At 66.7% G+C, this 18,068-nt stretch carries 21 protein-coding genes; 8 read left to right on the forward strand and 13 right to left on the reverse strand.

Going from position 1 to position 18,068, the window contains the following annotated elements; translation table 11 throughout:
• Positions 1–121 (reverse strand): FAD-dependent monooxygenase (locus tag QZ609_RS14345; protein WP_295495999.1); only part of this gene is annotated, 121 nt, incomplete at its 3' end.
• 78 nt (positions 122–199) lie between these two features.
• On the opposite strand from QZ609_RS14345, the gene QZ609_RS14350 reads away from it, so the two are divergent.
• Together QZ609_RS14350 and QZ609_RS14355 are read left to right on the forward strand one after the other, a co-directional pair.
• A complete protein-coding gene (locus QZ609_RS14350; RefSeq protein WP_295495898.1) occupies positions 200–1,192 on the forward strand; it encodes a LysR family transcriptional regulator in 993 nt (330 codons plus the stop codon).
• 139 nt (positions 1,193–1,331) lie between these two features.
• On the forward strand, positions 1,332–2,513 hold the full coding sequence (locus QZ609_RS14355) for an ABC transporter substrate-binding protein (protein ID WP_295495901.1): 1,182 nt from the start codon (positions 1,332–1,334) through the stop codon (positions 2,511–2,513).
• A gap of 4 nt (positions 2,514–2,517) precedes the next feature.
• Here the strand turns inward: QZ609_RS14355 and QZ609_RS14360 are convergent, their stop codons facing one another.
• The 10 genes from QZ609_RS14360 to QZ609_RS14405 form a co-directional block, all read right to left on the reverse strand.
• Positions 2,518–3,219, reverse strand: coding sequence for an ABC transporter ATP-binding protein (locus QZ609_RS14360; RefSeq protein WP_295495903.1), 702 nt, complete (start codon positions 3,217–3,219; stop codon positions 2,518–2,520).
• Complete coding sequence (locus tag QZ609_RS14365; protein ID WP_295495907.1) at positions 3,212–3,985, reverse strand: ABC transporter ATP-binding protein; 774 nt, start codon at positions 3,983–3,985, stop codon at positions 3,212–3,214. The genes QZ609_RS14360 and QZ609_RS14365 overlap by 8 nt, the downstream gene beginning before the upstream one ends.
• On the reverse strand, positions 3,982–5,007 hold the full coding sequence (locus tag QZ609_RS14370) for a branched-chain amino acid ABC transporter permease (RefSeq protein ID WP_295495948.1): 1,026 nt from the start codon (positions 5,005–5,007) through the stop codon (positions 3,982–3,984). The genes QZ609_RS14365 and QZ609_RS14370 overlap by 4 nt, the downstream gene beginning before the upstream one ends.
• Positions 5,004–5,873: a branched-chain amino acid ABC transporter permease gene (locus QZ609_RS14375; RefSeq protein WP_295495951.1), complete on the reverse strand. Its 870-nt coding sequence runs from the start codon at positions 5,871–5,873 to the stop codon at positions 5,004–5,006. The genes QZ609_RS14370 and QZ609_RS14375 overlap by 4 nt, the downstream gene beginning before the upstream one ends.
• Positions 5,874–5,953: 80 nt before the next feature.
• Positions 5,954–6,352: a 4-carboxymuconolactone decarboxylase gene (gene pcaC, locus QZ609_RS14380; RefSeq protein ID WP_295495954.1), complete on the reverse strand. Its 399-nt coding sequence runs from the start codon at positions 6,350–6,352 to the stop codon at positions 5,954–5,956.
• Positions 6,345–7,166: a 3-oxoadipate enol-lactonase gene (gene pcaD, locus QZ609_RS14385; RefSeq protein ID WP_295495957.1), complete on the reverse strand. Its 822-nt coding sequence runs from the start codon at positions 7,164–7,166 to the stop codon at positions 6,345–6,347. The genes pcaC and pcaD overlap by 8 nt, the downstream gene beginning before the upstream one ends.
• Positions 7,167–7,188: 22 nt before the next feature.
• Positions 7,189–8,550, reverse strand: coding sequence for a 3-carboxy-cis,cis-muconate cycloisomerase (locus QZ609_RS14390; RefSeq protein WP_295495960.1), 1,362 nt, complete (start codon positions 8,548–8,550; stop codon positions 7,189–7,191).
• 11 nt (positions 8,551–8,561) lie between these two features.
• Positions 8,562–9,764 carry a 3-oxoadipyl-CoA thiolase gene (pcaF, locus tag QZ609_RS14395; RefSeq protein WP_295495963.1) on the reverse strand — a complete coding sequence of 401 codons (1,203 nt, stop codon included), beginning with the start codon at positions 9,762–9,764 and terminating at the stop codon, positions 8,562–8,564.
• 22 nt (positions 9,765–9,786) lie between these two features.
• A complete protein-coding gene (locus QZ609_RS14400) occupies positions 9,787–10,452 on the reverse strand; it encodes a 3-oxoacid CoA-transferase subunit B (RefSeq protein ID WP_295495966.1) in 666 nt (221 codons plus the stop codon).
• Positions 10,449–11,138 carry a 3-oxoacid CoA-transferase subunit A gene (locus QZ609_RS14405; RefSeq protein ID WP_295495969.1) on the reverse strand — a complete coding sequence of 230 codons (690 nt, stop codon included), beginning with the start codon at positions 11,136–11,138 and terminating at the stop codon, positions 10,449–10,451. Before QZ609_RS14405 ends, QZ609_RS14400 begins: the two co-directional genes overlap by 4 nt.
• A gap of 327 nt (positions 11,139–11,465) precedes the next feature.
• Between QZ609_RS14405 and QZ609_RS14410 the strand changes: the two genes are divergently transcribed.
• From QZ609_RS14410 to QZ609_RS14435, 6 genes are all read left to right on the forward strand, one after another.
• Positions 11,466–12,257 carry an IclR family transcriptional regulator gene (locus QZ609_RS14410; RefSeq protein ID WP_295495972.1) on the forward strand — a complete coding sequence of 264 codons (792 nt, stop codon included), beginning with the start codon at positions 11,466–11,468 and terminating at the stop codon, positions 12,255–12,257.
• Positions 12,258–12,366: 109 nt separating this feature from the next.
• A complete protein-coding gene (locus QZ609_RS14415; protein ID WP_295495975.1) occupies positions 12,367–12,945 on the forward strand; it encodes a hypothetical protein in 579 nt (192 codons plus the stop codon).
• Between the two features lie 396 nt (positions 12,946–13,341).
• A complete protein-coding gene (locus QZ609_RS14420) occupies positions 13,342–14,187 on the forward strand; it encodes an ABC transporter substrate-binding protein (protein WP_295495978.1) in 846 nt (281 codons plus the stop codon).
• A 65-nt stretch (positions 14,188–14,252) separates the two neighbouring features.
• The gene (locus tag QZ609_RS14425; protein WP_295495981.1) at positions 14,253–14,948 is read left to right on the forward strand and encodes an amino acid ABC transporter permease; all 696 of its coding nucleotides are present in this window, start codon (positions 14,253–14,255) and stop codon (positions 14,946–14,948) included.
• A 2-nt stretch (positions 14,949–14,950) separates the two neighbouring features.
• Positions 14,951–15,643 (forward strand): amino acid ABC transporter permease, encoded by a 693-nt coding sequence (locus QZ609_RS14430; protein WP_295495984.1) that lies wholly within the window; start codon positions 14,951–14,953, stop codon positions 15,641–15,643.
• Positions 15,640–16,392, forward strand: a complete 753-nt coding sequence (locus QZ609_RS14435) for an amino acid ABC transporter ATP-binding protein (RefSeq protein ID WP_295495988.1) — start codon at positions 15,640–15,642, stop codon at positions 16,390–16,392. Before QZ609_RS14430 ends, QZ609_RS14435 begins: the two co-directional genes overlap by 4 nt.
• A 315-nt stretch (positions 16,393–16,707) precedes the next feature.
• Here QZ609_RS14435 and QZ609_RS14440 read toward each other — a convergent pair whose 3' ends face one another.
• Positions 16,708–17,637, reverse strand: coding sequence for an arginase (locus tag QZ609_RS14440; RefSeq protein ID WP_009239307.1), 930 nt, complete (start codon positions 17,635–17,637; stop codon positions 16,708–16,710).
• A gap of 24 nt (positions 17,638–17,661) precedes the next feature.
• On the reverse strand, positions 17,662–18,068 hold a 407-nt coding region (locus tag QZ609_RS14445; protein ID WP_295495996.1), incomplete at its 5' end, for an aminotransferase class III-fold pyridoxal phosphate-dependent enzyme.

Below are 18,068 nucleotides of genomic sequence, written 5' to 3' on the forward strand. Positions count from 1 at the left end.
CGATGCCGTTGCGGTGCAGAAGCTGCCCGAGCAGCAGGCCCGCCGGGCCCGCGCCGATGATGGCGACTTGGGTGCGCATGGTGGTGGTCTCCGAGTGGATTGGAATCGTTCTGGCAACCATTTTTGGCGCGCTGGCTGATATCGCACAATGCAATATTGGCGATAATCTCTATCGTCATTTCGTATAGAAGGTCTTGCCATGACCGCTGCGCTGCCCGCCGCCCTTTCCGACTTTGACTTGAACCTGCTGCCGATCCTGCTGGCGCTGCACGATGCGCGCAGCGTGAGCATGGCGGCGCAGCAGCTCGGCATGAGCCAGCCGGGCGTGAGCACGGCGCTGGCCAAGCTGCGCGCAGCGTTTGACGACCCGCTGTTCGTGCGCACGTCGCGCGGCATGGAACCGACACCGCGCGCGCAAGCGCTGATCCCGGCCGCGCGCGACGTGCTGGCGCGCGTGCAGCAGGGCATCCTGGAGACCGGCGCGTTCGACCCGGCCACCACCACGCACCTGTTCTCGATCGCGCTGTCGGACGTGGGGGAGATGGTGTTCCTGCCGCGCATCGTCGAGGCGATGGCGCGCGAGGCGCCGCGCGCATCGGTGCAGTCAGTGTCGCTGCCGCCGGCACAGATCGAGCGGGCGCTGGAGACCGGCTCGCTCGATCTGGCGGTCGGCTACTTTCCCGATCTGAAGAAGAACAACTTCTTCCAGCAGCGGCTGTTCACGCACTACTTCACGTGCATTGTGCGGGCGGACCACCCCGTCACGCGCGCTGGCAACACCAAGCTGTCGATGAGCCAGTTCCTCGAATACGGCCACGCCGTGGTGCGTGCCGAGGGGCGCAGCCAGGAGCTGTACGAGCGCTTCCTGGAACGCAAGCGCATCCGCCGCAAGCACACGCTCATCACGCCACACTTCATGAGCATCCCCTTCATCCTGGCGCGCACGGACCTGATTGCGACGGTGCCGCACGCAGTGGGGCTGTCATTCATGCAGTCGCACGCCAACATCTGTGTGATGACGCCTCCGCTGGAGCTACCGAGCTTCGACCTCAAGCAGCACTGGCACCGCAAGTTCCACAACGATGCGCGCAGCCAGTGGTTCCGCGCGCTGGTGTCATCCCTCTTCAACGACGAGGCGGACGAGTGGCGCGAACCCGGTCATCGCCCCGCCAAACGCAAGCACACCAAATAACAACCTTACCTGAGATGTTCACAATCCGAACACTCGGTTGCAATGCGAACATGAAGCCTTTAGGATCGTCGCCACGCGCAGGCGACGCCGCGAAGTTTTCTCCCGGCCCACGCTTGCCGATCAACCCTTGGAGACCTTCATGAAACGTCGTGCCCTGCTGTTGAGCGCCGCTACCATTGCTGTGACCGGTGCGCTCGCGACCGCCCTGCCCGCCCTGGCAGACGAGCCGATCAAGATCGGCCTGATCGCGCCCTTCTCCGGCCCCTTCGCCGACTACGGCAAGCAGATGGAAGGCGGCATCAAGGCGTATCAGAAGCTGCACGGCACGACCGCTGGCGGGCGGCAAGTGCAGATCATCATGAAGGACACCACGGGCCCGGCGCCCGACGTCGCCAAGCGTCTGGCGCAAGAGCTGGTGGTGCGCGACAAGGTCGACTTCCTGGCCGGCTTCGGCCTCACGCCGGAAGCGCTGGCCGTCACGCCCATCGCGCAGCAGGCCAAGAAGCCGATGGTGATCTTCAACGCCGCATCGTCCTCGATCACCACCAAGTCGGACTACGTGACGCGCGTGTCGATGACGCTGCCGCAGATCTCCACGCCGATCGCCTCGTGGGCGTTGAAGAACGGCATCAAGCAGGTGGCGACGGTGGTGGCGGACTACGCCCCCGGCATCGACGCCGAGAACGCGTTCAAGCAGACGTTCGTAGCGGGTGGCGGGCAGGTGGTCGAGTCCGTGCGCGTGCCGCTGCGCAACCCGGAATTCGCGCCGTTCATCCAGCGCGTGAAGGACACCAAGCCACAGGCGGTGTTCGTCTTCCTGCCGGCCGGCGAGCAAGGCGTGGCGTTCATGAAGGGCTTCCGCGAGCGCGGGTTGGCGCAGGCCGGCATCAAGGTCATCGCCACCGGTGACCTGACCGACGACCACGTGCTGCCCGCCATGGGCGATGCGACGCTGGGCGTGATCACCTCATTCCACTACTCGGCGGCGCATGATTCCGTGCAGAACAAGACCTTCCTGAAGGCGTTTGCCGATGCCAACCCCGGCGCCGGCCGGCCCAACTTTATGGCGGTGGCCGCCTACGACGGCATCGGCGCGATCTACGACGTGATCAACAAGCTCGGCGGCAAGATCGACGGGGACAAGGCGATGGCCGCCTTCAAGGGCATGAAGATCGACAGCCCGCGCGGGCCGATCACCATCGACCCAGCCACGCGCGACGTGGTGCAGACGGTCTACATCCGCCGCGTCGAGAAGGTCGGCAACGAGCTCTACAACATTGAGTTCGACAAGTTTGCCGACGTGAAAGACCCGGGCAAGTAAGGGTTCAGGCGACCGAAACCAGCCGCTGCAGCAACGGCGCATCGGCCAGCAAGTCTGCACTGGCCGATGCATGGACGATGCGCCCTCGGTCCAGCACCAGCGCGCGCTGCGTCAGCTCCAGCGCCAGGCGCGCGTGCTGTTCCACCACGATGACGGCCATGCCGCCCTCGCCCACCAATGCCCGGATGGCGCGGCCCAGTTCCTGCACGATGATGGGCGCGAGCCCTTCCATCGGCTCATCCAACAACAGCAGCGCAGGATTCGTCATCAACGCACGGGCGATGGCGACCATCTGCTGCTCGCCGCCCGACAGCTGGTTGCCAAGATTGCGCCGCCGCTCCTGCAGGCGCGGAAACGTCTTGTAGACGCGCGCGACATCCCACGCGCCCGGTCGTGCTACCGCAGTCAGGTGCTCCTCCACCGTCAGTGACGGGAACATCCAGCGCTCCTGCGGCACCCAGCCGAGCCCGGCCCGTGCGCGCCGGTGCGGCGCCACCTTGGCGATGTCCGCGCCCTGCCAGCGGATGCGCCCGCCGTGCAGGCGCGTGAAGCCCATCAGCGTGGAGAGCAGCGTGGTCTTGCCGACGCCGTTGCGGCCCAGCAGCGCCAGGCTGCCGCCCGCCTCCAGCGCGAACGACACGTCGTCCAGCACGATGGCATTGCCATAGCCAGCGGTCACGCTCTCGAACGACAGCAGCTCAGGCATGCTCGGCCTCCCCCAGGTAGACCTCGCGCACGCGCGGGTCGGCGGCGATCTCCTGCGGCGTGCCTTCGGTCAGCACGCGGCCGGCCACCAGCACGCTGATCCGCTCGGCAAAGCGGAAGACGAGGTTCATGTCGTGTTCGATGAAGAGGATGGTGATGTCGCGCGGCAGGCCGGCGATCACCTCGAACAGCTCTGCGCTCTCCCCGGCCGGGATGCCGGCGGCGGGTTCATCGAGCAACAGGATGCGCGGCTGCGTGGCCAGCGCCAGGGCAATCTCGACCAGCCGCTGCTTGCCGTAGGGCAACGCATGCGTGGGCGACAGCGCGTCGGCGCCGAGCTGCAGGCGACACAGCAGCGCCATCGCCTCGTCCCGCGCTTCCTTGTGCGCGGCAACGGTGCGATGCCAGTGCCAGGACACGCCCGTGCGCTCGAAGATGGCGAGCATCACCGATTCAAGCACAGTCAGCCCCGGAAACAGCGTGTTGATCTGGAACGTGCGCGTGATGCCGCGCTTGACGCGCTGGTGTGCGGGCAGGCGCGTGATGTCTTCGTCGTCCAGCAGCACTTGGCCGGCAGTCGGCGCAAAGGCGCCGGTCAGCAGGTTGATGAAGGTGGTCTTGCCCGCGCCGTTGGGGCCGATCAGCGCGTGGCGCGCGCCGGGCGTGAACGACAGCGAGATCTCCGAATTGGCATGAAAGCCGCCCCAACGTTTCGACAGGCTGCGCGTGCTCAGGGTGGGCGTGGGATGCATCGTCGGTGCGCTCATGCTGCACCTCCCTTGCGGGCGCGCCAGGCTCGCACAGCCGCTTCGAGCCCGCCGAGGATGCCACCGCGCGCAAACAATACGATCACCATCAGCAGCAGGCCGATCCAGAACTGCCAGTAGACCGGGTTGATGCCCGAGAGCACGTCCTGCGCCAGCATGAACACCGCCGCGCCGATCAGCGCACCGTACAGCCGGCCCGCACCGCCGAGCACCAGCATGATCAGCAGCTCCGCCGAGCGTGAGAAACCGAGCGAATCCAACCCGACGAACTGCGTGGTCTGTGCCAGCAGTCCGCCTGCCACGCCGGCTATCGCCGCGCTCACGGTGAACGCGGCGACCAATCGCATCCGCACATTGGCGCCAATGGCCGGCATGCGCTTCGGCCCCTGCTGGATACCGCGCAGCGACAGCCCGAACGGCGAGCGCACCAGCCGCCGGAGCACGACAAACACGATGAACAGCACGACCAGGCTGTACACGTACGCGGTGCGCCCTGCCAGATCGAACTCGAACGCGCCGAGCAGATTGCGCATCGTCACGCCCGAGAGCCCATCGACCCCGCCGGTCAGGAACGCCATCTTGTTGGCCGCCTCATACAGCATCAGCCCGATGCCTAGCGTAACCATCAAGCGCGTCAGGTCCTGCCCACGCACGACGAGGAAGCTCACGCAGAAGCCCGCCAGCGCGGCAACGATCGCGCCCGCCGCCAGCCCCGTCAGCGGCTCACCCCAGCCATGCGCCGCCAGCAGCCCCGCCGTGTAGGCACCGAGCCCGAAGAACCCCGCATGCCCCAGCGACACGATGCCCGCATAACCGAGCACCAGATCAAGCGACAGCGCGAACAGGCCCACAATCAGCACCTGGCTGCCGAAGACGAGGTAATCGGGAAAAAGGAAAAACACCGCAACCGGCACGCACCAGAACACGACTTCCAGCGGCGACCAGCGCGCATCAGGCAAGCCGTGCGCCGGCGCGTTCTCGACGGGCTGCGCGGACCGCATCAGTTGCTGCAGCACGTTCATGCGCGCCTCCCCAGTAGGCCACTCGGAAACAGCACGAGCAGCACCACCATCAACCCGTAGATGACGAACGCGCCGACCTCCGGCACGTAATACTTGCCCGCTACGTCGAACACGCCCAACACCAGCGCCGCCAGCAGCGTCCCCTTGATCGAGCCGGCGCCGCCCACCGCCACCACGAGCAGGAAATACACCATGTACTTGATTGGGAACGAGGGGTCGAGCCCGAGCACATCGATGCCCAGCCCGCCACCCAGCCCCGCCAGCCCCGAGCCCAGCGCAAACGTGACGGAGAACACCAGGCTCACATTGATCCCCAGCCCCGCCGAGGCCTGCTGGTTGTCCACCGATGCCCGCACCTGCGCGCCGAAGCGCGTGCGGTCGATCAGCCATGCCAGCAGCGCTGTCAGCACGATCACCACGCCGATGAGGAAGAGGCGATAGCGCCCGATCTCCAGTCCGCTATCGAACACGCTGAGCTGGCCGCGCAGCACCTCCGGCAGTTCCATCGGCTGCTGCGTCGGGCCCCAGACGTAGGTCGCTCCCGCCATCGCCATGAAGACCAGCGCGATGGAGAACAGCACCTGGTCGAGCGGGCTCGCGCGATACAGCCGCCGGTACAGCGTGCGCTCCAGCACGAACCCGATGGCCGCGGTGATGAGGAATGCAATGGGCAGCGTCGCCAGGAATGGCACGCCGAGTCGGTTCATCAGCACCACGCACACGTAGCCGCCCGCCATGGCGAACGCCCCGTGCGCGAGGTTGATGAAGTTCATCAGGCCCATCGTGACCGACAAGCCGATGCTGATCAGGAACAGCAGGCTGCCGTAGGCCAGCCCGTCGAACAACACACCCAATGCGCTGAGCATGGGTCTCCTCCTTGGGTCTCCGGCTCATCGGCCGCTTTGCCCGTGTGTGTTGCGTGGCGTCTCCCCCGAGACGATCGGTGTTACTTCTTCGCGGCCGCCTCCGCGTCCATCTCGGCAAACACCGTCTGCGCCAGGTGGAAGGCATGGTTGGCCGCCGGCACACCGCAATAGATGGCGGTCTGCAGCAGCGTTTCCTGGATTTCGTCGCGCGTGACGCCATTGTTCGAGGCAGCGCGCAGGTGCAGGCGCAGTTCGCCATCGCGACCCAGCGCCACCATCATGGCGATCGTCAGCAGGCTGCGCGTGTGGCGCGGCAGGCCAGGGCGCGTCCAGATCTCACCCCAGGCGTAGCGCGTGATGAGGTCCTGGAACGGTGCGGTCAGGTCGGTCTGGGCGGCGTTGGCGCGGTCGACGTGCGCATCGCCCAGCACGGCGCGACGCACCTGCATGCCGGCGGCGTAGCGTTCGCGGTCATCCATGGGCGGCCTCGCGTGCGGCGCCCGCAACACCTGTTGTCAGGAAGCTGACCAGCGCTTCGGTATAGCCGTCGGCCTGCTCCCAGTTGGCGAGGTGGCCGGCGGAGAGTTCGACGTACTGCGCGCCGGGCACACCATCGGCGATGGCCTTCGTTTGCGCGGCGGGCGTCGAGATGTCGTGCGTGCCGCCGATGACGAGCATCGGCACGCGGATGTCCTTCAATTGCTGGCGCAGATCGGCATCGCGGATGGCGGCGCAGTTGCCGTTGTAGCCGGCGCCGGCGGTCGACAGCAGCATCGCCTTGACGATGTTGACGCGCTCCGGCGCGGTATCGCGATAGCCCTGCGTGAACCAACGCTCCAGCACGGTCTCCGTAACGCTTTCCATGCCACCCTGTTCCACCTGGGCGATGCGCGCGTTCCAGCTTTGCGCCGTGCCGATCAGCGCGGCGGTGTTGCTGACCACCATGCGCGGGAAGCGCTCGCCGTGATGCGCAGCCAGCCACAGGCCGGTCAGGCCACCCATCGACAGGCCGCAGAACAGCGCGAGATCGATGTCGTAGCGGTCCAGCAGCGCGAGCACGTCGCCACCGAGTTGCGCCACGCCGAACGGCGCATCCGGCACGTTCGACTGGCCGTGGCCGCGCTGGTCATAGCGCAGCAGGCGGAAATGCTGGCGCAGCGCCTCCAACTGAGGCGCCCACATGCCGAGGTTGGTACCGAGCGAGTTGGACAGCACCAGCACCGGCTTGCCCGCGGCGGGCCCATCGTCGAATTCGTGGTACAGGCGGACGTTGTCGTGTTCGAGCCAGGGCATGGCGTCTCCGTGGGGATCAGGTTCAAGGATGGCGGCGGGCGTGCTCGGCCAGCACGCGGTCGACGGCGGGGCCCGCATCGCCTAGGTAGTGAGTGGGGTCGAGCAGCGCGTCGAGCCGTTGTGGCGTGGCGCTGCCCCAGATGCGCAGGACGTCGGCGTCTTCGGCCAGCACATCGCGCAGGGTTTTGCCGTCTTGCACGGCCTTGCGGCTGGCGGCTTCCACCACGTGGTGGGCCTGCAGGCGGCCGAGGTCGGCGCCGAGGGCCAGCATCACCGCCTCGCCGAGGATCAGGCCGTGCGTCAGGTCCAGGTTGGCGCACATGCGGGCGGCATCGACGTGCAGGCCTTCGATGATCTCGCGCATGCGGTCGAGTGCGCCGGCCGTCAGGATGACCATTTCGCGCAGCGTCGCCCACTGTGCCTGCCAGCCGCCGAGCGCGCGTTCGTGCTCCTGCGGCAGCGCGGCCAACAGCGTGCTCGCCAATCCGGGCATGCGTGTGGCCACCGCCAGCACCGTCGCGCAACCAACCGGATTGCGCTTGTGCGGCATGGTGGACGAACCGCCCTTGCCGGCGCCCGACGGTTCAGCAACTTCGCCGACCTCGGTCTGCATCATCAGGGAAAGATCGCGTGCGAAGTGGCCCAGCGTCCCGGTCAGCAGCGCCAGTGTGGTACCGATCTCGGCAACGCGGTCCTGCTCGCCATGCCACGGCAACGTGGACAGCGGCAGATCGAGTTCCTGCGCCAGCGCCTGCGCCACGGCGCGCCCATGCTCGCCCAGGCTGGCGAGCGTGCCCGCCGCGCCACCGAATTGCAACGCCGGCACATGCGCGCGAAGCACTGCAAAGCGGTCCTGCGCGCGATGGATGGCTTCCAGCCAGCCGGCGACCTTGCGACCGAACGTGGTCGGCAGCGCCTGCTGCTGCCACGTGCGCGCCACCATCGGCGTATTGCGATGACGTTGCGCGAGGGCGGCCAATGCGTCGGCCAGCTTCTGCAAGTCCGCATCGATCAATGCAGCCGACTGACGCCACTGCAGCATCAACCCGGTGTCGATGATGTCCTGGCTGGTCGCACCCCAGTGCACGTAGCGTGCAGCGTGCTCGTCGTGCTGGGCGACGGCAGCGGTCAGTTGCTTGACCAGCGGAATCGCCAGATTGCCCGCGCTCGCCGCTGCCTCGCCGAGCGCCTCCAGGTCCAGCGTCGCCTTCGCGCACACCGCGCGAATCGGCGCGACGGCGTCGGCCGGAATCACGCTGACCGCGCCCTCAGCCTGCGCCAGCGCCGCCTCCACGTCGAGCATCGCGCGCACGGTGGCCGCATCGGACCACACCGCCAGCATGGCCGGCGTGGAGAAAGCGCGATCAAGCAATCCGCTTGTCATGGCTGGGGGCGTCAAACGCGCTCGATCACCAGCGCAATGCCCTGCCCCACGCCGATGCACATCGTGCACAGTGCGTAGCGGCCGCCGGTGCGGTGCAGTTGATACATCGCCGTCGTCACCAGGCGCGCGCCGCTCATGCCGAGCGGGTGGCCCAGCGCGATGGCGCCGCCGTTCGGGTTGACGCGTGCGTCGTCGTCGGCCAGCCCGAGCTGGCGCGTCACGGCCAAGCCCTGCGCGGCAAACGCTTCGTTCAGCTCGATCACGTCCATCTGATCGATCGTCAGGCCGAGCTGCTTGAGCAGCTTCTGCGAGGCCGGCGCCGGGCCGATGCCCATCACGCGCGGCGGCACGCCTGCGGTGGCCATGCCGACGATGCGCGCACGCGGCGTCAGGCCGAAACGCTTGGCGGCGTCCTCATTGGCGAGCAGCAGCGCGCAGGCGCCGTCGTTCACGCCGGAGGCATTACCGGCGGTGACGGTGCCGTCCGGGCGCACCACGCCCTTGAGCTTGGCCAGCGCTTCCATGGTGGTCGCGCGCGGGTGCTCGTCGCGGCTGACCACGATGGCCTCGCCCTTCTTCTGCGGGATCGTCACCGCGGTGATTTCCTGCGCCAGCGTGCCGTCTTCCTGCGCACGCGCGGCGTTGGCCTGGCTGCGCAGCGCAAAGCGGTCCTGGTCTTCGCGGTTGACCTGGTAATCGGTGGCGACGTTCTCGGCAGTCTCGGGCATCGAGTCGAGGCCGTACTGCGCGCGCATCACGGGATTGATGAAGCGCCAGCCGATGGTGGTGTCATAGATGGCTGCGTCGCGCGAGAAGGCGCTGGCGGCCTTGCCCATCACGAACGGGGCGCGGCTCATGCTTTCCACACCGCCGGCGATCATCAGCGACGTTTCGCCGGCGCGGATGGCACGTGCGGCGGTGCCGGTGGCGTCCATGCCCGAGCCGCACAGGCGGTTGATGGTCGAGCCCGGCACGCCCTCGGGCAGCCCGGCCAGCAGCGACGACATGCGCGCCACGTTGCGGTTGTCCTCGCCGGCCTGGTTGGCGCAGCCGAAGATCACGTCGTCGATGGCCGACCAGTCGACCTGCGGGTTGCGTGCCATCAGCGCCTTGAGCGGCACGGCGCCGAGGTCGTCCGCGCGCACGGCGGACAGGCTGCCGCCGTAACGGCCGATGGGGGTGCGGATGGCGTCGCAGATGAAGGCGTCCGTCATGATGTTCCTGTCTCCTGAATTGTTAGGCCGGACGACGCAGCGGTGCGGCCGTCAGCGCCTGCAGCGTGTCGAAATCGAGGCCGTCCGCCATCTCGCGCACAGCCAACCCCTCGGGCGTGATGTCGATCACGGCGAGGTCGGTGTAGATGGTATCGACGCAGCCGATGCCCGTCAGTGGGTAAGTACACGCCCCCACGATCTTGCTGTCGCCCTGCTTGGTCTGGTGCTCCATCATCACGAAGACCTGCTTGGCGCCGATCGCCAGGTCCATCGCGCCGCCCACGGCGGGAATCGCGTCCGGCGCGCCGGTGTGCCAGTTGGCCAGGTCGCCCGTGGCCGACACCTGGAAGGCGCCGAGCACGCAGCAATCGAGATGGCCGCCCCGCATCATGGCAAATGAATCAGCATGGTGGAAGAACGACGCGCCCGGCTTGATGGTGACCGGTTGCTTGCCGGCGTTGATGAGGTCTTCGTCCTCCTCGCCGGGGGCCGGTGCCGGGCCCATGCCGAGCAGACCGTTTTCAGTGTGCAGCAGGATCTCGCGATCGGCGGGCAGTTGGTTGGCCACCAGCGTCGGCAGGCCGATGCCCAGGTTGACGACCGAGCCGTCCGGGATGTCGCGCGCCACGCGGGCGGCGATCTGGTCGCGCGTCCAGCGCTGGATCTTGGCGGTGGCTTCGGCGTTCATGCGGCCTCCTGAACGGGTTGAGCGGCTGCGACTTGCACCACGCGCTTGACGAAAATGCCGGGCGTCACGATGTGCTCAGGGTCCAGCGCACCCAGCTCCACCGTCTCGCTGACTTGCGCGATGGTGCATTTGGCCGCCATCGCCATCACCGGGCCGAAGTTGCGGGCGGTTTTGCGATAGACGAGGTTGCCCCAGCGGTCGGCGCGCAGGGCCTTGATGAGCGCGTAGTCGGCGGTGAGCGGCAGCTCGAACACGTAGGGCTTGCCGTCGATGATGCGCGTTTCCTTGCCCTCGGCCAACTGCGTGCCGTAAGCCGTCGGGCAGAAGAAGCCACCGATGCCAGCGCCGGCGGCGCGGATGCGCTCGGCCAGGTTGCCCTGCGGCACGAGTTCCAGCTCGATCTCGCCGGCGCGGTAAAGCGCGTCAAACACGTACGAATCCGCCTGGCGCGGGAACGAGCAGATGATCTTGCGCACGCGGCGCGCCTTAAGCAGCGCGGCCAGGCCTGTCTCGCCGTTGCCGGCATTGTTGTTGATGATGGTGAGCTCGCGCGCGCCGTGGGCGATGAGCCCGTCGATGAGCTCCGAGGGCATGCCGGCAGTACCGAACCCGCCGATCATGATGGTGGCACCGTCGGGGATATCGGCCAGCGCGGCCTCCACGGACGGACAAATCTTGTTGATCACGTGACATTCTCCGGCAGGGGCGCCGCGCATGTTTGATGGCGGCGCCGCTCGGAGCATCGCCAGGCCCAGACTGGGTCACCAGCCGGCCCAGCCGCGACGATGCGGCCTGCGAGTCTCCTGTTTGACGACTTGGATCGACACGGGCCCTGACTGTCCGGCCCACGCTCCCATTTTGTTCGCTATACGAACTCACGTTCGATCCAAGAACTAATCTACGCCCCCGATCCGACCCATGTCAAGGCGTACGCATGGCGATCAGGCGTTCGAGTAGCGAAATCCGGGGAATGCCAGTAGGCTTGAGGACAGTGCTTCGCTTTCCCCTTTTGCATGTCTGCCGCCGAACTGCCCACCGAAAAACCCAGCGACTCCTACGTGCAATCCTTTGCACGGGGGCTGTCGGTCATCCGCGCCTTCAATGCCGAGCGTCCGGAGCAGACCCTGTCCGAAGTCGCCGAGGCCACCGGTCTCACGCGCGCCGGCGCGCGCCGTATCCTGCTCACGCTGGTCAGCCTTGGCTACGTGAGCTTCGAGGGGCGCCTGTTCCGCCTGACGCCCAAGATCCTCGACCTGGGCTTCGCCTACCTCACTTCGATGCCGTTCTGGAACCTGGCCGAACCGGTCATCGAAGAGCTGGTGCAGACCGTGCACGAAAGTTGCTCCGCTTCAGTATTGGACGGCACGGAAATCGTCTACGTGCTGCGCGTGCCCACGCAGAAGATCATCGCGCTGAACCTGTCGATCGGCAGCCGCCTGCCGGCGTTCTGCACGTCGATGGGGCGGGTGCTGCTGTCGGGGCTGCCGGAAGACCGGCTCGATGCCCTGCTGCGCGCGTCGGACCTGCGTCCGCGCACGCAGCGCACCGTCACCGATATCGATGCACTCAAGACGGTGATTGCCGGGGTACGCGCCCAGGGCTGGGCGCTGGTTGACCAGGAGCTGGAAGAAGGGCTGATTTCGTTGTCGGCGCCGATCCGCAACCGGGCGGGCGACATCATCGCCGCCATGAACATCAGCGGGCAGGCCAACCGGACCTCGGCCAAACAGATGACCAAGCAGTTTCTGGTGCCGTTGCAGCAGGCTGCCGAGCGGATCTCGGCGATGGTGCGCGTGCGGACTTGAGGGCGGCGTTTGATTGTGCTTAAAGCGCGAAGGTTCAGGTGCGCTTTGCGCCTCGCATCTCGGGAGATTTTTCAATAGAATTGTGGCTCCGTGGGCAATGAGAAAGCATGTGACTCAACACGTCGCCATTCGGACCGGTCTGGATGTCCAAGGCCACCAGCGTGAGCGCTGGCGTGAGGCCGTCCGCGTCTTGGCGATCACCCTGCCCTTGCTGTCCAGCCCAGCGTGGGCGCAATCGCCGCCGAGCGTGGCTGCGCTGCAAGAGCTGTCGCCGCTGGCCCGCATGCTGGTCGGCGCCGCCACCGGCCGCAGCACCGCGGCGGCGGGCGTGCCCGCACTGACCGGCCCGGCCCGCAATGCCGACCGCGCGCTTACCCTGGCCTGCACCGAAATCAATCGCTACACCCCCGTCCCGCTCGATCGCGAAACGTCGTTGGTGCAGTGCTCGCTGCCGCAGAAGAAGAACCTCGTCTTCCTCATCACGCTGACCAACTACGCGGCGCATTCGGCCGCGTCGCAGGGCTTCCGCCTCAACTTCGTGCCGATCCTGCAGAAAAACATCTGCAACAACGGCGACGTGCGCATCCTCACGCGGCTCGGCCTGAGCCTGATCTACCGTTATCGCGGCAACGACCATGAGACGGTCGGCGACGTACCGATCAACGAGTCGATCTGCGGCACGCTGTAGCCGGCAGACCCCGCGCCCCGGGAATCCCCCGATGGAGTGAGGCGGGTTGCCATGTCATTAATTGCAGACAAAGTCTTTTCACAAGAAGCGCGCCGTGCCGCTTTCCTGCTGCGTCAGCCTCGGGAGCCATCGTTCCAGCGTATGCCGAGACGCCCTTGCCTGAGCCGCCGCAGCCGGCATCCGCGCCATCCGTTACGCCCCTGTGCGAGCCCCTTCGATTCACCCGCCAATCCCGCCTCTTCGCCGCTGCGGCATGGGCTATAGTTGGGCGTTTTGCGGGTGCCGTCATATGGTTATCCGGATACCGAGCAGCCAAGCGCGCCATGCGCCGGTATGCTCGCGGTCGATCTTGATTCGCGCAGTCCCAACCACCCAAGTCGTCAAGGAGGAAACCCGATGAAAACAAACCGACGTCTGACGCAATTTGCTGGCGCCGCTGTCCTGGCCGCCGCCACCCTGGTCGCCACCGCCGCTCACGCTGACCAGCTCTCCGACATCAAGAAGAAAGGCGAGCTCGTCTGCGGCGTGCTCGGCACCGACGAGCCGTTCAGCTACCTGAAAGACCCGATGAGCCGCGAGATCGTCGGCTACGACGTGGACATGTGCAACGCCGTGGCCAAGAGCATCGGCGTGAAGCCGGTGCTCAAGCAGCTGGCCGTGGCCGCGCGCATCCCCGAGCTGCAGCAGGGCCGCGTCGACCTGCTGGCCGCCTCGCTCACGCACAACAAGGAGCGTGAGGCGCAGATCGACTTCTCGGTGTCGACCTTCATCACCGGCCAGAAGGCCATGGTGCGCAAGGAAAGCGGCATCACCACGCTGGGCCAGCTCGACGGCAAGAAGGTCCTGACCGTAAAGGGCTCGACCATGGAAGCCAACATCGGCAAGGCCATCAAGAACGCCGACATCGTCTCGTTCGACAACAGCCCGCAGGCCCTCCTGGCCCTGCAGCAAGGCAAGGGCGCCGCCTACGTCAACGACGAGACCACGCTGATCGGCAACATGGCCAAGCTGGGCCCGGCGTCGAAGGACTACGCCATCGTGCCGCAGAACCTGTCGACCGAGCACATCGCGCTGGGCATCCGCAAGAACGAGCCGGCCTTCCACGAGCAGGTGAACAAGGTGCTGCTGGGCATGGAAGCCAGCGGCGAAGCGCAGAAGCTGTTCGACAAGTGGTTCGGCCCGACCACCAAGATGGCCTTCCCGCAGCGCACCTTCAAGATCTCCACCGACAAGATCGACTAATCGCACGCCCTACCCGCCTTACTGCCCGGGCGCCGGATCCTTCCGGCGCCGGGCGGTGAATCTCCATGCCCCATTTCGATCTGTCGATGCTGCTCTCGGGGCAGTATCACCAGTGGCTTGTCAGCGGTTTCTTCCTGTCGATCAAGCTGTCGGTGCTGGCCTTCGTGCTGGCGCTGCCGCTTGCGATCGTCGTCGCGCTGCTGCGCATGGCGCCATCGGCCGTGCTGCGCGGGATTGGCCAGACCTATGTCGAGGCCATCCGCAACGTGCCGCTGCTCGCCCACATGCTGTTCTGGTATTTCGGCGCGCCGCAGCTGCTGCCGAACGCCGTCCGGACCTGGCTCTACGACCTCAATTACGAAGCGGCGAGCGCGGTCATCGCGCTCGTGCTCTATACGGCTGCCTATATGGCCGAGGACATCCGCAGCGGCCTGCGCTCGATCCCGAAGGAGCAGCTTGAGGCCAGCCGCGCGCTCGGCCTCTCCTTCCTGCAGGCGATGCGGCGGGTGATCCTGCCGCAATCGCTGCGCGTGACCATCCCGCCGCTGGTCAGCCAAACGTTGAACCTGTGGAAGAACTCCAGCATCGCCATGGTGATCGGCGTGGCCGAGCTGATGTACCAGGCCCAGCAGGTGGAGTCCGCCACCTTCCGCGGCTTTGAGGCGTTTGCGTTTGCGACCGCGGCCTACCTGACCATCTCGATTGCGATCACCGTGTTCTCGGCGTGGTACCAGCATCGCTACCCGGTGAGGACGCTGTAGCCATGCTCGACCTCCTCCAGACCTACGGCGTCTATTACCTGATCGGCCAATACCCGAACGGGCCGCTGGGCGGGCTCGCGCTGACCTTCCTGCTGGCGGCCGCCGGCCTCATTCTGGCGCTGCCGGTCGGCATCGTGCTCGGCCTGTGCCGCGTCAGCCCGATCGCCGTGCAGCGCTGGCCGGCCACGGCAATCGTCTACGTGGTGCGCGGCACGCCGCTGCTGATGGTGATCTTCTGGGCGTACTTCCTGCTGCCCTCCATCACCGGCCAGCGCACCGACCAGTTCAGCACCATGCTGACCGCGCTGGTGATCTTCGACGGTGCGTACCTGGCCGAGATCGTGCGCGCCGGCATCCAGGCCCTGCCGCGCGGGCAGATGGAGTCCGCCCGCTCGCTCGGCCTGTCGTACATGCAGGCGATGCAGCGGGTGATCCTGCCGCAGGCGCTGCGCAACATGCTGCCGTCGCTGGTCAACCAGCTCGTCTCCACCATCAAGGAAACCTCGCTGGGCTACATCATCAGCCTGCCCGAGGTGTCGTTCATCACCACCCAGATCAGCACGGCCGTCCTGACCAAATCCGCCGAGAGCTACGGCCTGCTGGCGCTGAGCTACTTCGTGATGTGCTTCGGCCTGACCCGCTTCGCGTACTTGCTGGAACGCCGCCTGGCCGCTCGTGCCCCGTCCAAACCATGAACATGATTTCCATCGAACACGTCGACAAGTGGTATGGCGATTACCACGCCCTGGTTGACGTCAATGAGACGGTCGCCCAAGGCGAGGTGGTGGTGGTGTGCGGGCCGTCGGGCTCGGGCAAGTCCACGCTGATCCGCACGCTCAACCGACTGGAGGCCATCCAGAAAGGCCGCATCGCCGTCAACGGCCAGGACGTGCACGCGCATGGCGTGAACGTGAATGTGCTGCGCAGCGGCATCGGCTTCGTGTTCCAGCAGTTCAACCTGTTCCCGCACCTGACGGTGATGCAGAACTGCATCCTGGCGCCGGTGCAGCTCAAACGCATGCTGCCGCAGGAAGCCCGGGACTTTGCGATGCACCTGCTGGAGCGCGTGGGCCTGCCGCACAAGGCGGACGCCTACCCCGGCGAATTGTCAGGCGGCCAGCAGCAGCGTGTGGCGATTGCCCGCGCGCTGGCGATGAAGCCGCCGGTCATGCTGTTCGACGAACCGACCTCCGCGCTCGACCCGGAGATGGTCAACGAAGTGCTGCTGGTGATGAAGGACCTCGCCCGCGACGGCATGACCATGGTGTGCGTCACGCACGAGATGGGCTTCGCGCGCGAGGTGGCCGACCGCGTGCTGTTCATGGACCAAGGCCAGGTGCTGGAGCGCGCCAAGCCCGCAGACTTCTTCCATCGCCCGCAGCACCCGCGCGCGCAGCGCTTCCTGGCGGATATCCGTTCGCCGTGGGGTGAGGTGGCGGGCTGACGACCGCTAGTGGTTTTGCTTGCCCCTGCCGGGCGGGGGGTTTGTTGCTGCGGGCCATCCCTTGTTTCATCCCCTGCCGGGGCTGACTCACTTTCTTTGTCTTGCCAAAGAAAGTAAGCAAAGAAAGGCGCGCCCGATGCGGCGACAGATTCCTTGAATTTATGTCGCAAGGAGGGGAAGGGAAAACTCGCTGCGCTCAAACAGTTTCCCTTCCTTTTTCCTCCTTGCAACAGAAATTCAAGGCGCCGCATAGGGCAGGGTACGGCCACACCGTCTGTGCGCGGGTGTTGGCGGTCCGATTTTTTTAATGGCGGTTCAAGCCGCCGTCGCGTATTCGCGGCGCTGGGCGTGCAATGCGCCTGCGACGCTGGCCAGGAGGTCCAGGGCCAGATGTGCCGTGATCCCGCCCTTGTCATGGCGCGGGTTGTATTCCACCAGTTCGAATGCGGCAAACCGTGCGTCGCGTGCGCACGCGGCGAGTGCTTGTGCCATGCCCTGCGCGGTGAGCCCGTCTGTTTCGGGCGTGCCGACGCCCGGCGCGACGGCGGGGTCAAAGGCGTCCAGATCGAGTGTCACGCCAAAGGCGGCCGTGTCCGATTTGACTTGGCGGATGGCGTCGGCCATGACGGCGCGCAGACCATTGCGTGCGACTTCGGCTGCGTCGATGACGCGCACGCCAAGCAGGTCAAGCAACGCGCGTTCGGCGGGCTCGTAGCTGCGCGCGCCGATCACCACCACGTGTTCCGGCAGCAGCTTCGGCGCGGCATCGCGGATCTGCGTGAGGGCCGCTGCACCGTGGCCGAGCAGCGCCGCCAGCGGCATGCCGTGGATGGCGCCGGAATCGCTCGTCTGCGGCGTGTGGCTGTCGAGATGGGCGTCGATCCAGATCAGGCCAAGCGGTCCCCTTGGCCGCAAGGCGTTTGCGACGCCTGACCAGGTGCCGATGGCACAGGAGTGATCGCCGCCGATGACCACGGGCACATGCCCCTGGTGCACGCTGTGCGCGGTCGCATCGCCGAGCGCGCGCGAGAAGCCGGCGACGCCTGGGAGCGCCGCCAAGCGTGCTGAGCGGCTGTGCCCAGCTGACATCGCCAGTTCGATGTCGTGCACGAGCGCGGCATGCGTGTCCCGCGTCTGCAATCGCCCCAGCGCGCCGGCTTCCAGCAGCGCGCGCGGGCCGTCCTTGCAGCCGTCGTCTTGCGCTCCGCAGCCGATGGCCGCGCCGATTAGATCAATGATGGTCATGTCACTCCCCTTGCGAGTTCTTCGTCACGCCACCTTGCGCCGCGGCCAGCCGGCCAGCGTCTGGCGGATGGCGTCCAGCGCCAGCGCCAGTTCGGCCTCGCCAATGACCAGCGGCGGTGTCAGGCGAACCACGTTGCCGTAGGTGTCCTTGGTCAGCACGCCGCGCTCGGCCAGCGCGAAGGCGAAGTCGTGTGCATCGATGTCGGCGTCGAGCTGCAGGCCGATCATCAAGCCGCGTCCACGCACCTGCCGAACGCCGTGGCCGACCAGCGTTTTCAGTTCGTTGATGAACGCTGCGCCCACGCGCGCGGCACGCTGTGGCAGTTGTTCTTCCATCAGCAAGGCAAGTGCCGCGCGTCCGATGTGCGCTGCGAGCGGGTTGCCGCCAAACGTGGAGCCGTGGTCGCCCGGGTGGAACACGCCGATGACCG

The sequence above is a fragment of the uncultured Ralstonia sp. genome (genome assembly GCA_913056305.1).
In the GTDB taxonomy this organism is placed as follows: Bacteria; Pseudomonadota; Gammaproteobacteria; order Burkholderiales; family Burkholderiaceae; genus Ralstonia.

Excerpts from the sequence above, each read along its gene's own strand:
- QZ609_RS14355 (WP_295495901.1), top strand. The coding sequence starts at position 1,332 with ATGAAACGTCGTGCCCTGCTGTTGAGCGCCGCTACCATTGCTGTGACC.
- QZ609_RS14440 (WP_009239307.1), bottom strand. The coding sequence starts at position 17,637 with ATGACCATCATTGATCTAATCGGCGCGGCCATCGGCTGCGGAGCGCAA.
- QZ609_RS14365 (WP_295495907.1), bottom strand. The coding sequence starts at position 3,985 with ATGAGCGCACCGACGATGCATCCCACGCCCACCCTGAGCACGCGCAGC.
- pcaC (WP_295495954.1), bottom strand. The coding sequence starts at position 6,352 with ATGGATGACCGCGAACGCTACGCCGCCGGCATGCAGGTGCGTCGCGCC.
- QZ609_RS14430 (WP_295495984.1), top strand. The coding sequence starts at position 14,951 with ATGCTCGACCTCCTCCAGACCTACGGCGTCTATTACCTGATCGGCCAA.
- pcaF (WP_295495963.1), bottom strand. The coding sequence starts at position 9,764 with ATGACGGACGCCTTCATCTGCGACGCCATCCGCACCCCCATCGGCCGT.
- QZ609_RS14375 (WP_295495951.1), bottom strand. The coding sequence starts at position 5,873 with ATGCTCAGCGCATTGGGTGTGTTGTTCGACGGGCTGGCCTACGGCAGC.
- QZ609_RS14390 (WP_295495960.1), bottom strand. The coding sequence starts at position 8,550 with ATGACAAGCGGATTGCTTGATCGCGCTTTCTCCACGCCGGCCATGCTG.
- QZ609_RS14350 (WP_295495898.1), top strand. The coding sequence starts at position 200 with ATGACCGCTGCGCTGCCCGCCGCCCTTTCCGACTTTGACTTGAACCTG.
- QZ609_RS14420 (WP_295495978.1), top strand. The coding sequence starts at position 13,342 with ATGAAAACAAACCGACGTCTGACGCAATTTGCTGGCGCCGCTGTCCTG.
- pcaD (WP_295495957.1), bottom strand. The coding sequence starts at position 7,166 with ATGCCCTGGCTCGAACACGACAACGTCCGCCTGTACCACGAATTCGAC.
- QZ609_RS14400 (WP_295495966.1), bottom strand. The coding sequence starts at position 10,452 with ATGAACGCCGAAGCCACCGCCAAGATCCAGCGCTGGACGCGCGACCAG.
- QZ609_RS14360 (WP_295495903.1), bottom strand. The coding sequence starts at position 3,219 with ATGCCTGAGCTGCTGTCGTTCGAGAGCGTGACCGCTGGCTATGGCAAT.
- QZ609_RS14410 (WP_295495972.1), top strand. The coding sequence starts at position 11,466 with ATGTCTGCCGCCGAACTGCCCACCGAAAAACCCAGCGACTCCTACGTG.
- QZ609_RS14435 (WP_295495988.1), top strand. The coding sequence starts at position 15,640 with ATGAACATGATTTCCATCGAACACGTCGACAAGTGGTATGGCGATTAC.
- QZ609_RS14425 (WP_295495981.1), top strand. The coding sequence starts at position 14,253 with ATGCCCCATTTCGATCTGTCGATGCTGCTCTCGGGGCAGTATCACCAG.
- QZ609_RS14370 (WP_295495948.1), bottom strand. The coding sequence starts at position 5,007 with ATGAACGTGCTGCAGCAACTGATGCGGTCCGCGCAGCCCGTCGAGAAC.